This is a genomic window from Streptomyces albiaxialis (genome assembly GCF_039530985.1).
Lineage (GTDB): Bacteria > Actinomycetota > Actinomycetes > Streptomycetales > Streptomycetaceae > Streptomyces > Streptomyces albiaxialis.
Genome location: NZ_BAAAPE010000009.1, coordinates 199,259 through 215,912 on the forward strand (window position 1 = coordinate 199,259; position 16,654 = coordinate 215,912).

Genomic DNA, 16,654 nt, shown 5'->3' on the forward strand with positions numbered 1-16,654 from the left:
CGAGGGCTGAACCCGGGCTGCCCCCCGCGCTGCTTCGCAGGGTGCGGCTGCGTCGTGGCTTGTCGCGCAGTTCCCCGCGCCCCTTACGGGGCACTCCTGCTGAGGCCTCGCGTCAGGTTGCGGTCAGGGTCCATGTCGCCTCGGCCAGCATGGCCGTCGCCACCGCCAGGAGGAGCCAGGCGAACACCCGGCGCAGCACCGTCCCCGGCACCCGCGTCGCGAGGCGTTTGCCGTCCCAGGCTCCCAGGATCGCCGCACCCGCGAAGGGCGCGAGGACGGCCCAGTCGAGACCCGAGGCTCCGCCCGCGCGGCCGGACAGGCCCGAGAGGGCGTTCGCGGCGACGACCAGGAGGCTGGTGCCCGCCGCCTCGGCCATCGGGAAGGCGAGGAGCCCGGCGAGCGCGGGGACGGCGAGGAAGCCGCCGCCCACGCCGAGCAGCCCCGTGAGGCCGCCGAGCCCCGCCCCGGCACCGACGACCCTCGGCCACCGGCGCCCCGCGCCCGTGCCCGCGTCCGTACGGACGGCCGGGGGCTCTTCGTCCGGCACGCGGAGCATGCGCCGGGCCGCGAGGGCCGCGACGAGGGCGAAGGCCGCCGAGAGCAGTACGCCGGGGATGTGGGCGGAGAGCAGGCCCGCCGCGAGCGCCGGGGGCATTCCGGCGGCGGCGAAGAGGAGGCCCGCGCGCCAGCGGACCGTCCCCGCGCGGGCGTGCGCGAGGAGGCCGCCCAGCGAGCTGAGCGCGACGACGAACAGGGCCGCCGTCGCCGCGTCCCGCGGGCCGAAGCCCAGCAGATGGACGAGCACGGGCACGGCGAGGATGCCGCCGCCCGCGCCCAGCCCGCCCAGCGCGAGCCCGACGAGGGCGCCCGCCACGAGGGCGAGGACCAGGGTCAGCGCCGTCACGCCCCCGGCACCGTGACCAGCTCCGCCGCGTGCGCCGCGTCGAAGGTGTCGTCGACGGCGACGACGTCGCGCCCTGCCGCGTCGAGGAACGAAGCGGCCATGGCGGCGCGCATGCCGCCCGCGCAGTGCACCCACACCGTGCCCTCGGGCACGTCGGCCAGCCGCTGCGGGAGCTGGTGCAGGGGAATGTGCGTGGAGCCGCGCACCCAGCCCTCGCCGCGCTCGATGTCGCGCCGTACGTCGAGGACGACCGGCGGCGCGCCGCCCTCCCGGGCGTGAGCACGGGCGCGGGCGAGCGCGGCGAAGTCGGCGCGTGGGAAGGAGCGCGGCGCGTCGCCGTCCCTCAGCCAGCCCTCCCACGGCCCCGTCGCCGCTGCCGCCGGGCGGTCGATGCCGACGCGGGCCAGCTCGCGCTGGGCCGCGGCGATCTCCTCGGCCGTCTCCGCGAGCAGCGTGACGGGCTTGCCCCAGGGGATGAGCCAGGCCAGATACGTGGCGAGGCCGCCGTCGAAGTTCAGGGCGCCCGCGAGGTGGCCGTCCGCGAAGGCCGTACGGCTGCGCAGGTCCACCACCCACTCCCCCGCCGCGAGCCGCTCGGCCAGCTCGGCCGCGTCGGCCGCGCGGGGCGGGGTGAGGTCGATCGGCGCGGGGCCAGCGCCGTTCACGGGGCCCATGTGCGCGTAGTACGCGGGCACGTCGTCGAGGCCCGCGAGGAGTTCCGCGACGAAGGTGTCGACGTCCTTGGTGAGCGCCAGGTTCCGGCCGCGCTCGGCGCCGATGGTGGCCGCCTCGCCGTCGCCGCCGCCGCTCTGAGTGGAGGCGCAGAAGCTGCCGAATCCGTGCGTGGGCAGGACCCGGACCGCGTCCGGCAGCTCGGCCAGGCGGTGCGCCGAGGCGTGCTGGGCGCGCGCGAGGTCCTCGGTCAGCCGGGGCTCGACGAGGTCGGGGCGGCCGACGGTGCCGAGCAGCAGGGAGCCGCCGGTGAAGGCCGCGACGGGGACGCCCGCGTCGTGCAGCACGTACGCCGTGTGGTGCGGGGTGTGGCCGGGGGTGGCGACGGCGCGCAGGGTGAGGCCCTCGTCGACGTCCAGCTCGTCGCCGTCCTCGACCGGCGTGCGGGCGTAGGAGACCCGGGCCCCGGCCGGGACGGCGTAGTCGGCGCCGGTGAGGCGGGCCAGCTCCAGGCCGCCGCTCACGTAGTCGTTGTGCACATGGGTCTCGACGACCCGGGCTATCCGCACGCCGCGCCGCGCGGCGGCCTCCAGCACCCGGTCGATGTCGCGCGGCGGGTCGACGGCCACGGCCCGGGCGGGGCCCGCGACCAGATAGGAGCGGTTCCCCAGGGACTCGGTCGCCAGGGTCTCCACGACGTACATGCCTCTCCTCCTCACTCGTCCCCCGAAACGGACTGATACGAGGAATACCCACGGGGGTATCCCCTCTCCTCAGCACCATATACCCCCACCCGTATTTCCGAATCCCCGCCTCCGCCCCCGCCGGGTACCGCGCGGCGGGATACCGAACCCGGTGGACATGCCTGGTCAGGGCTTCCATAGGGTCGCGATCATGGCTGACATATCCCTGACCACGGTCCTCGTGCTCTGCCTCGCCGCCGGGGCGGCGGGCTGGGTGGACGCCGTGGTGGGCGGCGGGGGCCTCGTCCTGCTCCCCGCCCTGATGCTCGGGCTCCCGGGCAGCACCCCCGCCGCGTACGCGCTCGGCACCAACAAGGCCGTCGCGATCGTCGGTACGACGGGCGCCGCCGCGACGTACGTCCGCAAGACCCCCGTCGATGTGCGGGTCGCCGTGCGGATCGGCCTCGCCGCGCTCGCCGGCTCCTCGGGCGGCGCCTTCCTCGCCGCCGGAATGAGCACGGCGGTGCTCAAGCCCGTGGTGCTGGTGGTGCTGCTCGGCGTCGCGGCGTTCGTGATCCTCCGCCCCGACTTCGGCACCGCGCCCGCCGCCGGTCCCGTGGGGCCGCGCCGCGTGCTCGCCGCGATCGGCCTCGCGGGCCTCGGGATCGGCTTCTACGACGGGCTCGTCGGCCCCGGCACGGGCACCTTCCTGGTCCTCGCGCTGACGGCGGTGCTCCACCTCGACCTGGTGACGGCCTCGGCCACCGCGAAGATCGTGAACGTCTGCACCAACGTGGGGGCGCTCGCCACCTTCGCCTGGCAGGGCACCGTCCTGTGGCAACTGGCCCTCCCCCTCGCGGCGTTCAACCTCGCGGGCGGCATGCTCGGCGCCCGTACGGCGCTCAAGAAGGGCAGCGGATTCGTGCGCGGCGTCCTGCTCGTCTCGGTCCTCGGCCTGGTCGCGACGCTCGCGTACGAGCAGTGGCTGAGCTGAGGCGCCCGGCCGCCGCCGGAGGCGGCGATCCCCCGAGACGGGAACCGACACCGCCGGATGATCGTCAAGCAGAACATGCCCTCTGCACTCATTCTCGGATTCGACCCGCACGCCGTGCCCGGTATGGACGGGGACGCCATGCGCGCGGTCCTGGACAAGGAACTGGCCCGTTTCGCCGACCACGGCATCCACGCCTCCACGGCACTGATCGCGCCGGACGCGTCGGCCAAGTCCGTGATCGTCGCGGCGCTGTCCGAACGGGACTGGGACGTCGTCGTCATCGGGGGCGGGATCCGCAAGCCCGAACCCGTGCTGACGCTCTTCGAGCAGATCGTGAACCTGGTCCGGCAACATGCGCCGGGGGCCGCCATCGCGTTCAACACCGGCATCGACGACAGCGTCGAGGCCGCCGAGCGGTGGCTGTGAGGACCCCTACAGCTATTCAAGTTTGACTAGACTCGGGGCATGGCCGAGACAACCATCCCGATCCTGCCGTGCCGGACCCTGGCGCCCGTGCTCGACTTCTACACGGCGCTCGGGTTCGAGGTGACCTTCCAGCAGAAGAGCCCCAACCCGTTCGCCGTGGTCGAACGCGGCGGCGTCCAGCTCCAGTTCTTCGCCATGAAGCGGTACGAACCGGCGGAGTCGTACAGCACCTGCTACGTGACGACCGACGAGGTCGATGTCCTGTACGCCGCCTTCCGCGCCGGGCTCAAGGCCGCGTACGGCCGTGTCCCCACCCGCGGGCTGCCCCGCCTCGGGCCGCTCAAGGACATGTCGTACGGCATGCGGCAGTTCCTGATGACCGACCCCGGCGGCAACTGCGTCCGCGTGGGCCAGCCGATCAGCGACGACCTCCGCCACCGGCCCGCGCCCGAGGAGACGTTCGCGCGCGCCCTGCACCACGCCGTCAACTTCGCCGACTCCAAGGACGACCCGTCGGCGGCGGCGAAGATCCTCGACCGGGCGCTCGCGACGGAGGACGAACGGCCCACGCCGGTCCAGCTCCTGCGGCTCCTCACGATGCGCGCCGACGTCGCCGGGCGGCTGGACGACGAGGCGACCGCAGCGGACGCGCTGGAGCGCGCGGCGGCCGTGCCCCTCACCGAGGCCGAACGTGCGGAGGCCGCGGACGACCTCGCGCGACTCGCGGAGCTCGCGGAACCCGCGGAGCTGCCGGGCGAACGGTGAAAACGGCTTTGCCGCGTGTCCGTTCGTGGGCTGGAATGGGCGGATGACCGCTCTTGGTGCCGTGTTCCGGCCACAGTCGCCCCCGGAGAAACTGCGCAGCGTCGTCCGCACCGCGGAGGAGGCGGGCCTCGAAGAGCTGTGGCTCTGGGAGGACTGCTTCCTGGAGAGCGGCATCGCCAGCGCCTCCGCCGCGCTCGCCTGGAGCGAGCGGCTGCGCGTCGGCGTCGGCCTGCTCCCCGTCCCGCTGCGCAACGCCGCGCTGACCACGATGGAGGCCGCGACCCTGCACCGGCTCTTCCCCGGGCGCGCGCGGCTCGGCGTCGGGCACGGCGTCCAGGACTGGATGGGCCAGGTCGGCGCGCGCGCCGAGTCGCCCATGACGCTGCTGCGCGAGCACCTGGTCGCGATGCGGGCCCTGCTGCGCGGCGAACGCGTCACCGTCGACGGGCGGTACGTGAAGCTCGACGGCGTCGCGCTCGACTGGCCCCCCGCCACGGACCCGGCGCCGCCCGCCGTCCTCTCCGGCGCGCGCGGGCCCCGCTCCCTGCGGCTGAGCGGCGAGGTCGCGGACGGCACGGTGCTGGACGCCAGCACGACGGTGGAGGGGGTACGGGCCGCGCGCGCCCTCATCGACGAGGGCCGCACCCGCGCGGGCCGCACGGAGCCGCACAGCGTAACGGTCTACGTCCTCGCGGCCACGGGCCCCGGAGCGGGGCGGCGGCTCGCCGCGGAGCTGGACCGCGAGGGCCTCGCGCCGGGCGCTGCGCCGGGCGTCGCCGGAAACGCCGGGGACGTCGCCGCCGCTGTCCGCCGGTACGCGGATGCCGGGGCCGACACGGTCGTCCTCCAGTCCACCGCCGACGACGAAGACCCCGACGCCTTCGTCCGCTTCACCGCGCAGGAGGTCCGCCCCCTGCTTCAGAGCTAAGGCGCGCGAGGAACCGCGCCCGCAGTCCGCGACGCGCCCTCCGGGGCGGCCCGAACCCAGCGCCGCGGACGCCAGTGCCGCCCAGGGGCGCGGGGAACTGCGCGCCCAACCAACGCGCACCCGCAGCCTGCAACGCGCCCTCCGGGGCACCCCGGAATCAGCGCCGGGCAGGGGCTGCCACGACTGGCGCGTCGCGGAGCGCGCGTGCGTCCTGGCTGGGCGCGCAGTTCCCCGCGCCCCTGAATGTGCCCGGCACAGCCGACTGGTCCCCGCGCCCCCGAACGGGTTGCCCGGCGCAGCCGCCACCTCGCACGGCGCGAGGGGTCAATCCGTGGGGTCGGGGGTGTCGAGGTGGGCGTCCAGGAAAGGGAGGATGCCCTGGTGGAGAAGCGCCGTGCGCCACGCTTCGCGGGCGCGCTCGACGGGCGGCGGGGCACCCGTACGGCGGGCCGCCGTCACGAACAGGGCGAGGACCCCCACGCCCGCCGCCGCGCCCGCGACCGCCGCGCACACCCAGCCCGCCGTGGTCAGCGAGCCGCCGAGCCCCGTGCGGGAGCCCGCCGCGCCGAGGACGCCGCCGAGCAGCAGCAGGATGACGGCGGCGCAGGCGGCGACCGCGGGGACCAGCACCCCGAGGGCGGCCAGCAGGCCGCGGCGGCGCCCCCGGCGCGGGGGCCGCGCCGCCGCGCGGGCGCGCGTGTACGCGGCGTACTCCTCGGCGGCGGAAGCCATGATCCGGTCGGCTTCCTCGCGCGCCCGCGCCCGCAGCAGCGCGGGCGCGGGTCCGGCGCCGCCGCGCCGCGCGAGGGCCGTACGGACGCGCTCCGTGCTCATCGCCTGCTGGAGCGCCCGTTCGAAGTCCGGTCGGTCGCGGTCCTGGAGACGGAGAGAGCTGAGGCTCACGCGTCCCCCGGGTCAGACGTTGACGCCGAAGTCCTGGGCGATGCCCGCGAGTCCGGAGGCGTAGCCCTGGCCGACCGCGCGGAACTTCCACTCGCCGCCGTGCCGGTACAGCTCGCCGAAGACCATGGCGGTCTCGGTGGCGGCGTCCTCCGAGAGGTCGTAGCGGGCCAGTTCGGCGCCGCCGGCCTGGTTGACGACGCGGATGAACGCGTTGCTGACCTGGCCGAAGTTCTGGCCGCGGCTCTCGGCGTCGTGGATCGAGACCGGGAAGACGATCCGCTCGACGTCGGCCGGGACGGCGGCGAGGTCGACCTTCACCGACTCGTCGTCACCCTCGCCCTCGCCGGTGAGGTTGTCGCCGGTGTGCTCGACCGATCCGTCCGGGCTCTTCAGGTTGTTGTAGAACACGAAGTGCTGGTCGGAGACGACCTTTCCGGACGCGTTGCAGAGCAGCGCGCTGGCGTCCAGGTCGTAGTCCGCGCCGGTCGTCGTGCGGACGTCCCAGCCGAGGCCGACGAGGACCGCGGTGAGCCCCGGCGCCTCCTTGCTGAGCGATACGTTGCCGCCTTTGGCGAGTGAAACTCCCACGGTCCCCTCCTGGGTCTCGGTTGCCCGGACCCTTAAATCTACATGACTGTAGAAGTTACTCGGAGGCGCCCCGTGCGGGCCGGAGCATGAGCCAGGCCTGGACAGCGGCCAGCACCAGCAGCACCGCGCCCGCCGCGCCGGTGATCTGGATGCCCCTGCCGAACGCGTCGCGTGCCGCGTCCGCGAGCGCCTGCCCCGGGGCGCCGCCGAGGCCGCCCGCCGCGTGCAGCGCGCTGCCGAGCGTCTCCCGGGCGCCGTCCATCGCCCCGTCGGGGACGCCCGGCACCGGGTCGAGGCTCGTGCGGTAGACCGAGGAGAGCAGGCTGCCGAGGAGGGCGATGCCCATCGCGCCGCCCAGCTCGATCGCGGTCTCGGAGACGGCGGAGGCGGCTCCCGCGCGCTCGGGCGGCACCGTGTCGAGCACGATGCTGTTCGTCAGCGTCATGGCGGTGGAGGCGCCCAGGCTGGTGAGGACGAAGGCGCCCGTGACCACAGCCGCGCCGTTCCCCATCGGCAGCAGCGTCAGGGACGCGTACCCCACCGCGATGACCGCGAGCCCGCCGGAGATCAGCCGCTGGACGCCCACCCGCTGGGCCGCGGCGGCGGCGAAGAAGCCGGCGGCGACGGCGGCCACGGCGCCCGGCAGCAGCAGGAGCCCGCCGCGGAGCGGCGTGAGGCCCTCGGAGAGCTGGAGGAACTGCGGGAGGAAGAAGAGGGATCCGGCCATCACGAAGACGACCAGGATGTTGGTGCCGATGGCGGCCGAGAAGCGCCGGATGGCGAACAGCGAGACGTCGATCAGCGGGTCGGTGAGCCGCCGCTGACGCCGTACGAACACGGCGCCGAACGCGAGCCCCACCAGCACGAACGGCACGGCCTCCAGCTCGTCCCCGTGCGCGAAGGACTTGACCCCGTAGACGAACGGGATCACCGCGAGCAGCGTCAGCGCCGCGCTCGGCAGGTCGAACTTCCCCGGCGCGGGGTCGCGGGTCTCGGGCACCAGCAGCGGCAGCGCGAGCAGCGCGACGGCGACCAGCGGCAGGTTGATCAGGAAGACCGAGCCCCACCAGAAGTGCTCCAGCAGCACCCCGCCGACGACCGGTCCGAGGGCGGATCCGGCACTGAAGGCCGAGCCCCAGGCGGCGATGGCGATCAGCCGCTGTTTCTCGTCCTGGAACATGTTGCGCAGCAGCGAGAGCGTCGAGGGCATCAGCGTCGCGCCCGCGACGCCGAGCAGGACGCGGGCCGCGATCAGCGCGGCGGCGCTCGGCGCGTAGGCGGCGAGGAGCGAGGCGAGGCCGAAACCCGCGCAGCCCGCCATCAGCAGCTTGCGGCGGCCGATACGGTCGCCGAGGGTGCCCATGGTGACGAGGAGCCCGGCGAGCACGAACGAGTAGATGTCCACCAGCCACAGCAACTGGGTGCTGGACGGCGCGAGGTCCTCGCTCAGCGCGGGCACGGCGAAGCCGAGGACCGTGAGGTCGACGGAGATCAGCAGGACGGGCAGCGTGAGGACGACGAGGCCGATCCACTCCTTCGCGCCCGCGCGCCCGGGGCCGTCCCGCTCCCGGTTGATCTGCTCCTCGCTCACGGCGGCCTGACTGTCCTCTCCCATGTGACGTGCCCTTTCCCTCTTTGTCGGCATGATGTGTACGACAGTACGTAACGGGGGGACGCGTCGCGAACGGATATCCGGTCCCCGCGCGGGGCCCCGCGCCCCACGCGTACTTGGACTCGCTCAGCGTGGTCCTGGACTTCTGCTCAGGTGCCTTGACCAGGGGGCGGAACGGCGAGATCAATGTCCCTGACCGCCCGTTCCCCGGAAGGAAACCGCATGCAGCACACCGGACTTCGCACCGTCGCGGCAGCCGCAGCGGCCGCCGCCGTCCTCACCACTCTCACCGGCTGCGGGTCCGACGGCGGGTCCGGGTCGAAGAAACTGACGTACTGGTCGATGTGGACCGAGAACGAGCCGCAGGCGGCCGTCCTCAAGTCCGCGATCAAGGACTTCACCGAGGACACCGGCGTCAAGGTCGACGTCCAGTGGCAGGGCCGCACCGTCATGGAGAAGCTCGCCCCGACGCTCACCACCGGCAAGGTCCCGGACCTGGTCGACCAGTCCGACGACAAGCTGTACCCGACGCTCGTACGGTCGGGCCGGGCCAAGGACCTCTCCGGGGTCTTCGACAGGCCCGCGACGGGCGAGAAGGGCAAGCTGTCGTCCAAGCTCAAGATGAGCTACATGGACTACCTCCGCAAGCAGCCGGACGGTGGCCGGAAATGGCTGGTGCCGTACGAGGTCACCGCCGTGAACCTCTGGTACGACGGCGCGGACGAGGACCTCAAGTCGCCGCCGGAGACCTGGGACGAACTGCTCGACGTGTGCGGGGAGCTGAAGAGGAAGGACCGCGCCTGCATCTCCGCCGACGGCGACCAGCCCGTCTACATCGGCTGGTGGCTCGACTACCTCGCCGACCGGATAGGCGGCGACGGCGTGATGAAAAGGGCCATCACCGACGAGAGCGGCAAGGGCTGGGACGACCCCGCCGTCAAGGAGGCGGCCGAGAAGGTCCGCGAGCTGGTCGACAAGGGCTATCTCCTCAAGGGTTACGACGCAAGCAAGTACCCCGAGCAGCAGAACCGCTGGTCCGAGGGGAAGGCCGCGTTCAATCTCAACGGCTCCTGGCTGCCCACGGAGACCGGGAAGTTCGCGAGGAAGGGCTTCGAGCCGAAGGCCGCGCCCTTCCCCTCCGCCGTCGCCGACAAGGGCGGCAAGCGGAACGCCACGGACGTACGCCTCTTCGGCTTCGCGGTGCCCAAGCAGGCCAAGAACGCGGCGGCGGCCGAGAAGTTCATCTCCTACTTCCTCGCGAAGAAGCGCCTCGCGGGCATCGCGAGCAAGGCCGGGAACATCACGCCGCGCCCCGACATCGAGGCGCCCGCGATCCTCAAGGACGTCAAGGAGCAGATGGAGTCGACGCCCTCGCGCGAGCAGATGCCGGGCTCGGTGACCGACTGGACGGACAAGGTCTTCTACCCCGCCTACAAGGAGCTGTTCTTCGGCAAGGCGAGCCCCGACCAGTTCGTCGCGAAGATCAAGAAGCTGCACACGGCGTACGCGAAGGCGCACCGCTGATGGCCGTCCTGACGGCCGGGCGCCGGGAGGCCGGGCCCCCGGCACTGGCGAAGCAGCGCGAGACGCCGCTCGCGCTCAAGCGGCGGCGGCTGTTCTGGCCGTTCGTCGGCCCGGCCCTGGCCTTCCTCGCGGTCTTCTACATCGGCCCGCTGGGCTTCGGGATCTGGACCAGCTTCCACAAGTGGGACGGCTACTCCCCCATGGAGTGGAACGGCCTCGGCAGCTACCGGGCGCTGGTCGACGACCCGTTCTTCCGTACGTCGATGCTGAACACCTTCAAGATCCTGGTGTTCGTCGGGCTCGCCGTCTTCGTGCTGGCCTTCGCGCTGACGATGGTGCTGCGCGAGATGGCGGGCCGGAAGTTCGTCCGCGCGGTGATCTTCTTCCCGCACATCGTGAACGCCATGGTCTTCGGCGTCCTCGCGGGCTTCCTCTTCAACCCCGGCGGGATGGTGAACACGGCCCTCTCCTCGCTCGGCGTCGACGACCCGCCCAAGTGGCTCGGCAGCGACAACGTCTTCGTCCTCATCATGGCGACGATGGTGTGCACCTCCACCGGCTTCTACGTGGCCATCATCATGGCCGCCGTCGACAACATCCCCGCCTACCTCTACGAGGACGCGGAGCTGGCCGGTGCCGGGGCCTTCCGCAAGTTCTGGCACATCACGCTGCCGCTGAGCTGGGACGTGGTCTCCGTCTGCGCGGTGCTGTGGACGATCAGCTCGGTGAAGGTCTTCGAGCTGGTCCTCGTCTTCGGCGGCACCTTCACCACCAACGGGCCGCCGATCGAGACCTGGACCAGCGCGCTCTATATCTACCGCAACGCGTTCACCGGCACGGACATCCCGCAGTTCGGGGTGGTCTGCGCCGCGGGCATCACCAGCCTCGTGCTGGTGGCCGTCTTCACCGCCCTGCTGCGCCGCCTGATGCGCCGCGACCCCGTCGAGTTCTGAGGAGGACCGCGCTGTGGCGACCACGACAACGCCCGTACGGGAGAGGCCCGTACGCGCGCGGGCGCGGACGAACCCCGTGCGTGCCGTCGGCATCGGGCTGATCTGGCTCTTCGTCGGGCTGAGCCTGCTCCTGCTGCTGTGGATGGTGCTGACCTCGCTGCGCGGCTCCCGGGAGATCTTCGCCGACCCCTGGGGGCTGCCCGACCCGTTCCGCCTCTCGAACTACACCACCGCCTTCGACTCCGGCTTCGGCCGTGCCGCGTTCAACAGCGTGCTGGTCAGCGGCTCGGCGGCGCTCGTGTCCGTCGTGCTGGCCGCGCCCGCCGCGTACGCCCTCAGCCGCCGGCTGAACCGGATGGCGGGGCCGCTGACGCTGCTGTTCATCCTCGGCCTCGGGGTGCCGGGCCAGGTGCTGCTGATCCCCGTGTTCTTCATGCTGAGCGAGGTGAGCATGGTGGACACGCTGCCGGGCCTGTTCCTGGTCTATGTGGGCATCGCGATGCCGTTCACCGTCTTCCTCCTCACCGGCTTCTTCCGCTCGCTGCCCGGTGAGCTGGAGGAGGCGGCGGCGCTGGACGGGGCCTCGCCCGCGCGGACGTTCTGGCAGATCGTGCTGCCGCTCGCCCGCTCCGGGCTGATCACCGCGTTCATCCTCCAGCTCATCAACAACTGGAACGAGACGCTCTTCGCGCTCGCCCTGATGCAGAGCAACGACAACTTCACGCTGCCCCTCGTCCTGGCCCGCTTCATCGGCGAGCAGCAGTACAAGGGCGCCGACTGGGGCGGGATGTTCGCGGGGCTGTGCCTGATCGTGGCGCCGATGCTGATCATGTACGCGTGGCTGTCGCGCCGCATCATCACCGGGATGACGCTGGGGATCGGCAAGTGAGCGCCCCGGCGGCGTCCGCGCGGAACGTGGTGCTGATCTGCGTGGACCAGTGGCGCGGCGACTGCCTGTCGGCCGAGGGCCACGGCGTCGTACGCACCCCGTACCTCGACGCGTTCGCCGCGCGCGGCACCCGCTACCGCCGCGCCTACTCCGCGACCCCGACCTGTGTACCGGCCCGCGCCGCGCTGCACACCGGGCTCTCGCAGACCTCGCACGGCCGCGTCGGCTACGAGGACGGGGTGCCCTGGACGTACGGCACGACGCTGGCGGGCGCCTTCCGGGACGCGGGGTACCAGACCAAGTGCGTCGGCAAGATGCACGTCCACCCGGAACGGGCCCGGCTCGGCTTCGACGACGTCGAACTCCACGACGGCTACCTGCACTTCAGCCGCGACCGGCGCCGCGACCCGCGCCAGTACGACGACTATCTGGCCTGGCTCTCCGACCAGGACGGCGTACGGGCCGCCGAGGACTACGCGGACCACGGCCTGGACTGCAACTCGTGCGTGGCCCGCCCCTGGGACAAGGCCGAACGCCTGCACCCCACCAACTGGGCCACCACGCGCGCCGCCGACTTCCTCTACCGCCGCGACACCACGGCCCCGTTCTTCCTCTTCCTCTCCTACCACCGTCCGCACCCGCCGTACGACCCGCCCGCCTGGGCCTTCGAGCAGTACCTCGCGGCGCCGCCCGGAGCGCCGCCCGCCGGGGACTGGGAGGAGGACTACGCTCCGTGGCGGCGGGACGGCGTCCACGACGCCTTCGTCGGGCACATGGACCCGGCGACCCGGCACCGTGCCCGCGCGGGCTACTACGGCCACATGGCGCACCTGGACCAGCAGATCCACCGCTTCCTCCAGACGCTGGCCGAGTTCGGGCTCGCGGAGGACACGGTCGTCGCGTTCGTCTCGGACCACGGCGAGATGCTGGGCGAGCACGGGCTGTGGCGGAAGGGCTACCCGTACGAGGGATCGGCGCGCGTCCCCTTCCTCCTCGCCGGGCCCGGTGTGCCGGAGGGGCGGGTGAGCGACGCTGTGGTCGAGCTGCGCGACGTGATGCCGACCCTCCTCGACGCCGCGGGCCTCGCCGTCCCGGAGGCCGTCGAGGGGCACAGCGTCCTCGCCGGGGAGCCCGTACGGGAGTGGCTGCACGGCGAGCACGTGCTGCTGGGCCAGTCCCTCCAGTGGCTGACGGACGGCCACGAGAAGTACGTGTGGATGTCGGGCACCGGCACCGAGCACCTCTTCGACCTGGACGAGGACCCCGGTGAGCTGCGCGATCTCGCGCGGGACGGCGGGGAACGCCTGGCCCGCTGGCGGGCGCGGCTCGTCTCCGCGCTCGACGGGCGGCCGGAGGGGTTCGTCGCGGACGGGCGGCTGGTGCCGGGGCGGCCGGTGGACCCGGTGCTGCCGTCGCTGCGCGGCGCGGGCGGCCCGTAGCCGACCGGGCGCCCTGGGCCGCCTCCGGTCACCTTTCCCGGACGGGTTCCGTCGACGTCGTGACAGACCCGCTCACGAGGGGACGGAACCATGACCGCACCGGACGTTCTACTGGACCAGCCCCTGTTGCGCCCGCTCGCGCTGGGCGCGCTGCGGCTCCCCAACCGGGTGGTGATGGCCCCGCTGACCCGGGCCCGCGCCACCAACCCCGGCCTGCTGCCCACGGAGCTGCACGCCGCGTACTACGCCCAGCGCGCGAGCGCCGGGCTGATCGTCTCCGAGGGCGTGTGGGTCGGCGAGGACGCCATCGCCTTCCCCCACGTGCCCGGCCTCTTCACGGACGGGCAGACGGCCGCCTGGCGCCGGGTCACCGGCCTCGTACGGGCGCTCGGCGGCCGTATCGCCGCGCAGCTCTGGCACGCCGGGTCCGCGGCGCCCGGGGAGATGTCCGGCACGGACATCGCGGCCCTCGTCGGGGCGTACGCCTCGGCCGCCGCGCGGGCGCGCGACGCCGGGTTCGACGGGGTCGAGATCGCCGCGGGCGGCGTCTATCCGCTGGCCCGCTTCCTCAACGCCCGCCTCAACTCCCGTACCGACGCCTACGCTCCGGGCGGCGGCCGTCCGCTGCTGGACGTCGCCGACGCGGTGTGCGAGGCGTGGGACGGGGAGCGGCGCGTCGGCGTACGGCTCTCGCCGTACTGGTCCTGGCGCGACCAGCCCCACGCGGAGGGCCCGTGCCCCTGGATACCGGACGAGGCCCATCTGGCCCGCGTCGACGGGGTCGTGGAGGCCCTCGCGCGGCGCCCGCTGGCGTACCTGCATCTGCGGGGCCCCGCGCCCGGGCCGGACGAGGCGGCGGTCGCGCGCTACCGGCGGCTGTACGACGGGCCGCTGATCGCCAACCACGGCTTCGACGGGGCGAGCGGCGCCGCGCTGATCGCCACCGGCACCGCCGACGCCGTCTCCTACGCCCGCCACTTCATCGCCAACCCGGACCTCGTGAGCCGCCTCGCGCTGGACGCTCCGCTGGCCTCCAGCGACCGCGCCACGCATTACACGGGCGGCGCCCGAGGGTACGTCGACCACCCCCTGTGGACGCCCGCGGGCCCGAACTAGCCGGTCAGGGCTGCCCCGCCGACGCGCAGTTCCCCGCGTCGCTGACGGGGAGGCGCCCCGAAGCTCGCCCCGGGGGGGGGCGGCTTCAGGGGCGCGGGGAACCGCGCGACCGGCCACAACGCTCCCGCAGCCCGGAACGCACATGGCGGGGCAGCCCCTGCCCGGCACTGCCGCAGGGGCACCTCAGGCGGTACCCCGAAGAACGGCGAGCTGCGCAGCCCGCAGCTCGGGGCCCGGCTCGATGCCGAACTGGCCCCGCAGCGTCCGGTCGATCCGGCCGAACAGATCGAGCGCCTCGACCCGCCGCCCGTCCTCCGCCAGCGCGAGCATGAGCCGCGCGTGCAGCCCCTCGTGCAGGGGATGCTGGCGCACGAGCGGACGCAACTGGTCCACGGCGCGCTCGTGGTCGCCGGAGACCTCGGCGAGCTGGGCGAACCGCAGCGCCGCCGTGACCTGCCGCTGGGCGAGGCCGATCGCGCGCGGATGCTCGCGCAGCCGCGCGGAGCAGCCGCCCAGCACCGGCCCCGACCACAGCCCGAGCGCGTCGGCGAGGAGCCGGGCCTCGCGTGCGGGGTCGCCCGTGGCGCGGACCGTCTCCGCCTCGGCCATCAGCTCGCCGAACTGGAGGAGGTCCAACTGCGCCGCGTCGATGCGCAGTTCGTATCCCGCGTGGCGGCGCTCGATGCGGGGCAGGCCCGTGCCCGCGTCCTGATGCTTCGCCAGCAGCGAGCGCAGCCGGGACACATAGGTATGGATGAGCTGGTTGAACGAGCCCGGCGGATGCTCGCCCCACAGGGTCTCGACGATCTCGGCGTGCGTCACGCTCTGGTTGGCGTGCAGCGCCAGGAGGCCGAGAAGGCTCTGCTGCATGGGCGTGCCCGCGTTGAGCGGGACGCCCGCGCGGGCCGCGCCGAGCGGGCCGAGCACCCGCAGCAGGAAGCGGTCCTCAGCCCCGTCGGGCCCCGGGCGCTCGGCGGTGCGCACCGCGCCGTGGTCCAGGAGACCCGGCGCCTGGAGCGTGGCCGCCAGCCGCTCCATGGACCGCGCCCGGGGCACCCGGACGCGGCCGCGTTCGATCTCCCGGAGGGTGCGCAGGCTGACCCCGGACCGCGCGGCGAGCACGCGCTGGCTCAGCCGCGCCCTGTCCCGCGCGGTGCGGACCGCTTCCCCGAGTTCGGTGGTTGTCTCGCATGGTTGTGCCCTGTCCCCGTGCTCCATCAGCGTCCTTCGATCCGTGAGCCTGATGTGTGTGATGAACCAGAGCTGGTCCACGGAGCTACTCTGCGCATATTCCACACGTTGCACATGTTTTCCGGAAGAGGCAGCTCACTCATCAAGGCCGCGTCCAGCACACACGGCCCGCACGGCGGCCCCGACACCCTTCCGGGCGCGAAATTCCCTGCGTAGGGGCGGTGTTCGCGGAATGCCCACGGAGCACGGTCGCGCAGCGGGCCGCGCGGGCCGACTCCAGCAAGTGGGACATACAAGGACTTCCCAGACGCTTTGCAGTTGCGATTTCCCGGTGTTCGCTCAGCCGGGCCCACCACTGCCGAACGATCCACTCCGCCCCGGTGTCCAACGGCGCCGTCCCCGGTGCTCCGAACCGTCCGTTGCGGAACCGTAGTCCCGCACTCCCTCGTGCGGGAGCCGGCGCCTGCCGTCGCGCGGCATCTCGTCCGGCACCCGTGCCTCCTCGACGTCGCCGACGGGCCCCGAGTCGGGCAGCCGCGGCTGGGATCCGGGCCCGGGCGGCGTGGGTTCGCGCCGCCGGATCCTGATGCCCAGCCACACCGCGCCGATCAGCGCGACGACGACGGCGAGACCGAGTACGAACGGCACCGCGCCGATCAGCAGATGCCGCATCACCGCCTGGTCGAGCACGGCCTCCGTCGCTTGCGCGTCCATGTGCTCACCCTCCGTCCCACGGCTCCGCCGTGGCTCGCGGTCAGTGCACCCTGCGCCCTGCGGCGCCGGTTCAGGATCCGGCGGGCGGCAGGAGAGGGCCCAGCGGGCCCAGGTCGAGGTTGAGGTCCTCCGGGGAGAGGCCGAAGCGGGTGCGCAGCAGCGTCATCCGGTCCTCCAGCAGCATCAGGGTCATCCCGATGCGCTCCTCCTGTTCCTCCGTCAGCTCGCCCGTGTCCACGCGGCGCAGCGCCTGGCGCTCCATGAGCTGCCGCAGCAGCTCGACGACGGTGAGGATCAGGGAAGCCAGGTCGCGTTCGAGGGTGTCGGGGTCGAACTCCACGCGGCGGGTCACG

Annotated in this window: 17 protein-coding genes; 9 read left to right on the plus strand and 8 right to left on the minus strand. The window is 73.3% G+C overall.

Annotation, left to right across the window (positions count from 1 at the left end; translation table 11 throughout):
* Positions 1 to 112: 112 nt before the first annotated feature.
* Together ABD343_RS18950 and ABD343_RS18955 are read right to left on the minus strand one after the other, a co-directional pair.
* The gene (locus ABD343_RS18950; RefSeq protein ID WP_344529667.1) at positions 113 to 904 is read right to left on the minus strand and encodes a sulfite exporter TauE/SafE family protein; all 792 of its coding nucleotides are present in this window, start codon (positions 902 to 904) and stop codon (positions 113 to 115) included.
* Positions 901 to 2,280: an MBL fold metallo-hydrolase gene (locus ABD343_RS18955; protein WP_344529669.1), complete on the minus strand. Its 1,380-nt coding sequence runs from the start codon at positions 2,278 to 2,280 to the stop codon at positions 901 to 903. The genes ABD343_RS18950 and ABD343_RS18955 overlap by 4 nt, the downstream gene beginning before the upstream one ends.
* A gap of 190 nt (positions 2,281 to 2,470) precedes the next feature.
* On the opposite strand from ABD343_RS18955, the gene ABD343_RS18960 reads away from it, so the two are divergent.
* From ABD343_RS18960 to ABD343_RS18975, 4 genes are all read left to right on the plus strand, one after another.
* Entirely contained in the window at positions 2,471 to 3,253 is a 783-nt protein-coding gene (locus tag ABD343_RS18960; protein ID WP_344529671.1) for a sulfite exporter TauE/SafE family protein, read from the plus strand.
* Positions 3,254 to 3,328: 75 nt separating this feature from the next.
* Entirely contained in the window at positions 3,329 to 3,679 is a 351-nt protein-coding gene (locus tag ABD343_RS18965; RefSeq protein ID WP_344529673.1) for a hypothetical protein, read from the plus strand.
* 39 nt (positions 3,680 to 3,718) lie between these two features.
* Entirely contained in the window at positions 3,719 to 4,444 is a 726-nt protein-coding gene (locus ABD343_RS18970; RefSeq protein ID WP_344529675.1) for a bleomycin resistance protein, read from the plus strand.
* A 43-nt stretch (positions 4,445 to 4,487) separates the two neighbouring features.
* On the plus strand, positions 4,488 to 5,372 hold the full coding sequence (locus tag ABD343_RS18975; protein ID WP_344529677.1) for an LLM class flavin-dependent oxidoreductase: 885 nt from the start codon (positions 4,488 to 4,490) through the stop codon (positions 5,370 to 5,372).
* Between the two features lie 324 nt (positions 5,373 to 5,696).
* Here ABD343_RS18975 and ABD343_RS18980 read toward each other — a convergent pair whose 3' ends face one another.
* Genes ABD343_RS18980 through ABD343_RS18990 form a run of 3 tightly spaced genes read right to left on the minus strand, consistent with a single transcriptional unit; the run spans position 5,697 to position 8,478 of the window.
* The gene (locus ABD343_RS18980; RefSeq protein ID WP_344529678.1) at positions 5,697 to 6,275 is read right to left on the minus strand and encodes a hypothetical protein; all 579 of its coding nucleotides are present in this window, start codon (positions 6,273 to 6,275) and stop codon (positions 5,697 to 5,699) included.
* Positions 6,276 to 6,287: 12 nt separating this feature from the next.
* Positions 6,288 to 6,863, minus strand: a complete 576-nt coding sequence (locus ABD343_RS18985) for a TerD family protein (RefSeq protein ID WP_344529679.1) — start codon at positions 6,861 to 6,863, stop codon at positions 6,288 to 6,290.
* A 55-nt stretch (positions 6,864 to 6,918) separates the two neighbouring features.
* Entirely contained in the window at positions 6,919 to 8,478 is a 1,560-nt protein-coding gene (locus tag ABD343_RS18990; protein ID WP_344529681.1) for an MFS transporter, read from the minus strand.
* A 219-nt stretch (positions 8,479 to 8,697) separates the two neighbouring features.
* On the opposite strand from ABD343_RS18990, the gene ABD343_RS18995 reads away from it, so the two are divergent.
* From ABD343_RS18995 to ABD343_RS19015, 5 genes are all read left to right on the plus strand, one after another.
* Positions 8,698 to 9,999: an ABC transporter substrate-binding protein gene (locus tag ABD343_RS18995; RefSeq protein ID WP_344529683.1), complete on the plus strand. Its 1,302-nt coding sequence runs from the start codon at positions 8,698 to 8,700 to the stop codon at positions 9,997 to 9,999.
* The gene (locus ABD343_RS19000; RefSeq protein ID WP_344529685.1) at positions 9,999 to 10,952 is read left to right on the plus strand and encodes a carbohydrate ABC transporter permease; all 954 of its coding nucleotides are present in this window, start codon (positions 9,999 to 10,001) and stop codon (positions 10,950 to 10,952) included. The genes ABD343_RS18995 and ABD343_RS19000 overlap by 1 nt, the downstream gene beginning before the upstream one ends.
* Positions 10,953 to 10,965: 13 nt before the next feature.
* A complete protein-coding gene (locus ABD343_RS19005; RefSeq protein ID WP_344529687.1) occupies positions 10,966 to 11,841 on the plus strand; it encodes a carbohydrate ABC transporter permease in 876 nt (291 codons plus the stop codon).
* The gene (locus tag ABD343_RS19010; protein WP_344529689.1) at positions 11,838 to 13,280 is read left to right on the plus strand and encodes an arylsulfatase; all 1,443 of its coding nucleotides are present in this window, start codon (positions 11,838 to 11,840) and stop codon (positions 13,278 to 13,280) included. Before ABD343_RS19005 ends, ABD343_RS19010 begins: the two co-directional genes overlap by 4 nt.
* 90 nt (positions 13,281 to 13,370) lie before the next feature.
* Positions 13,371 to 14,396: an oxidoreductase gene (locus ABD343_RS19015; RefSeq protein WP_344529691.1), complete on the plus strand. Its 1,026-nt coding sequence runs from the start codon at positions 13,371 to 13,373 to the stop codon at positions 14,394 to 14,396.
* A gap of 183 nt (positions 14,397 to 14,579) precedes the next feature.
* On the opposite strand, the gene ABD343_RS19020 is transcribed toward ABD343_RS19015, so the two are convergent.
* From ABD343_RS19020 to ABD343_RS19030, 3 genes are all read right to left on the minus strand, one after another.
* On the minus strand, positions 14,580 to 15,614 hold the full coding sequence (locus ABD343_RS19020) for a BTAD domain-containing putative transcriptional regulator (RefSeq protein WP_344529693.1): 1,035 nt from the start codon (positions 15,612 to 15,614) through the stop codon (positions 14,580 to 14,582).
* Positions 15,615 to 15,926: 312 nt separating this feature from the next.
* Positions 15,927 to 16,301 (minus strand): DUF6479 family protein, encoded by a 375-nt coding sequence (locus ABD343_RS19025; RefSeq protein ID WP_344529695.1) that lies wholly within the window; start codon positions 16,299 to 16,301, stop codon positions 15,927 to 15,929.
* A 70-nt stretch (positions 16,302 to 16,371) separates the two neighbouring features.
* Positions 16,372 to 16,653: a gas vesicle protein K gene (locus ABD343_RS19030; RefSeq protein ID WP_344529697.1), complete on the minus strand. Its 282-nt coding sequence runs from the start codon at positions 16,651 to 16,653 to the stop codon at positions 16,372 to 16,374.
* Between the last annotated feature and the right edge of the window lies 1 nt (position 16,654).

Bases quoted from the DNA above. Each gene is read 5' to 3' on its own strand.
- ABD343_RS18955 (WP_344529669.1), bottom strand. From the start codon at position 2,280: ATGTACGTCGTGGAGACCCTGGCGACCGAGTCCCTGGGGAACCGCTCC.
- ABD343_RS18960 (WP_344529671.1), top strand. From the start codon at position 2,471: ATGGCTGACATATCCCTGACCACGGTCCTCGTGCTCTGCCTCGCCGCC.
- ABD343_RS18965 (WP_344529673.1), top strand. From the start codon at position 3,329: ATGCCCTCTGCACTCATTCTCGGATTCGACCCGCACGCCGTGCCCGGT.
- ABD343_RS18970 (WP_344529675.1), top strand. From the start codon at position 3,719: ATGGCCGAGACAACCATCCCGATCCTGCCGTGCCGGACCCTGGCGCCC.
- ABD343_RS18975 (WP_344529677.1), top strand. From the start codon at position 4,488: ATGACCGCTCTTGGTGCCGTGTTCCGGCCACAGTCGCCCCCGGAGAAA.
- ABD343_RS18990 (WP_344529681.1), bottom strand. From the start codon at position 8,478: ATGGGAGAGGACAGTCAGGCCGCCGTGAGCGAGGAGCAGATCAACCGG.
- ABD343_RS18995 (WP_344529683.1), top strand. From the start codon at position 8,698: ATGCAGCACACCGGACTTCGCACCGTCGCGGCAGCCGCAGCGGCCGCC.
- ABD343_RS19000 (WP_344529685.1), top strand. From the start codon at position 9,999: ATGGCCGTCCTGACGGCCGGGCGCCGGGAGGCCGGGCCCCCGGCACTG.
- ABD343_RS19015 (WP_344529691.1), top strand. From the start codon at position 13,371: ATGACCGCACCGGACGTTCTACTGGACCAGCCCCTGTTGCGCCCGCTC.
- ABD343_RS19020 (WP_344529693.1), bottom strand. From the start codon at position 15,614: ATGGAGCACGGGGACAGGGCACAACCATGCGAGACAACCACCGAACTC.
- ABD343_RS19025 (WP_344529695.1), bottom strand. From the start codon at position 16,301: ATGGACGCGCAAGCGACGGAGGCCGTGCTCGACCAGGCGGTGATGCGG.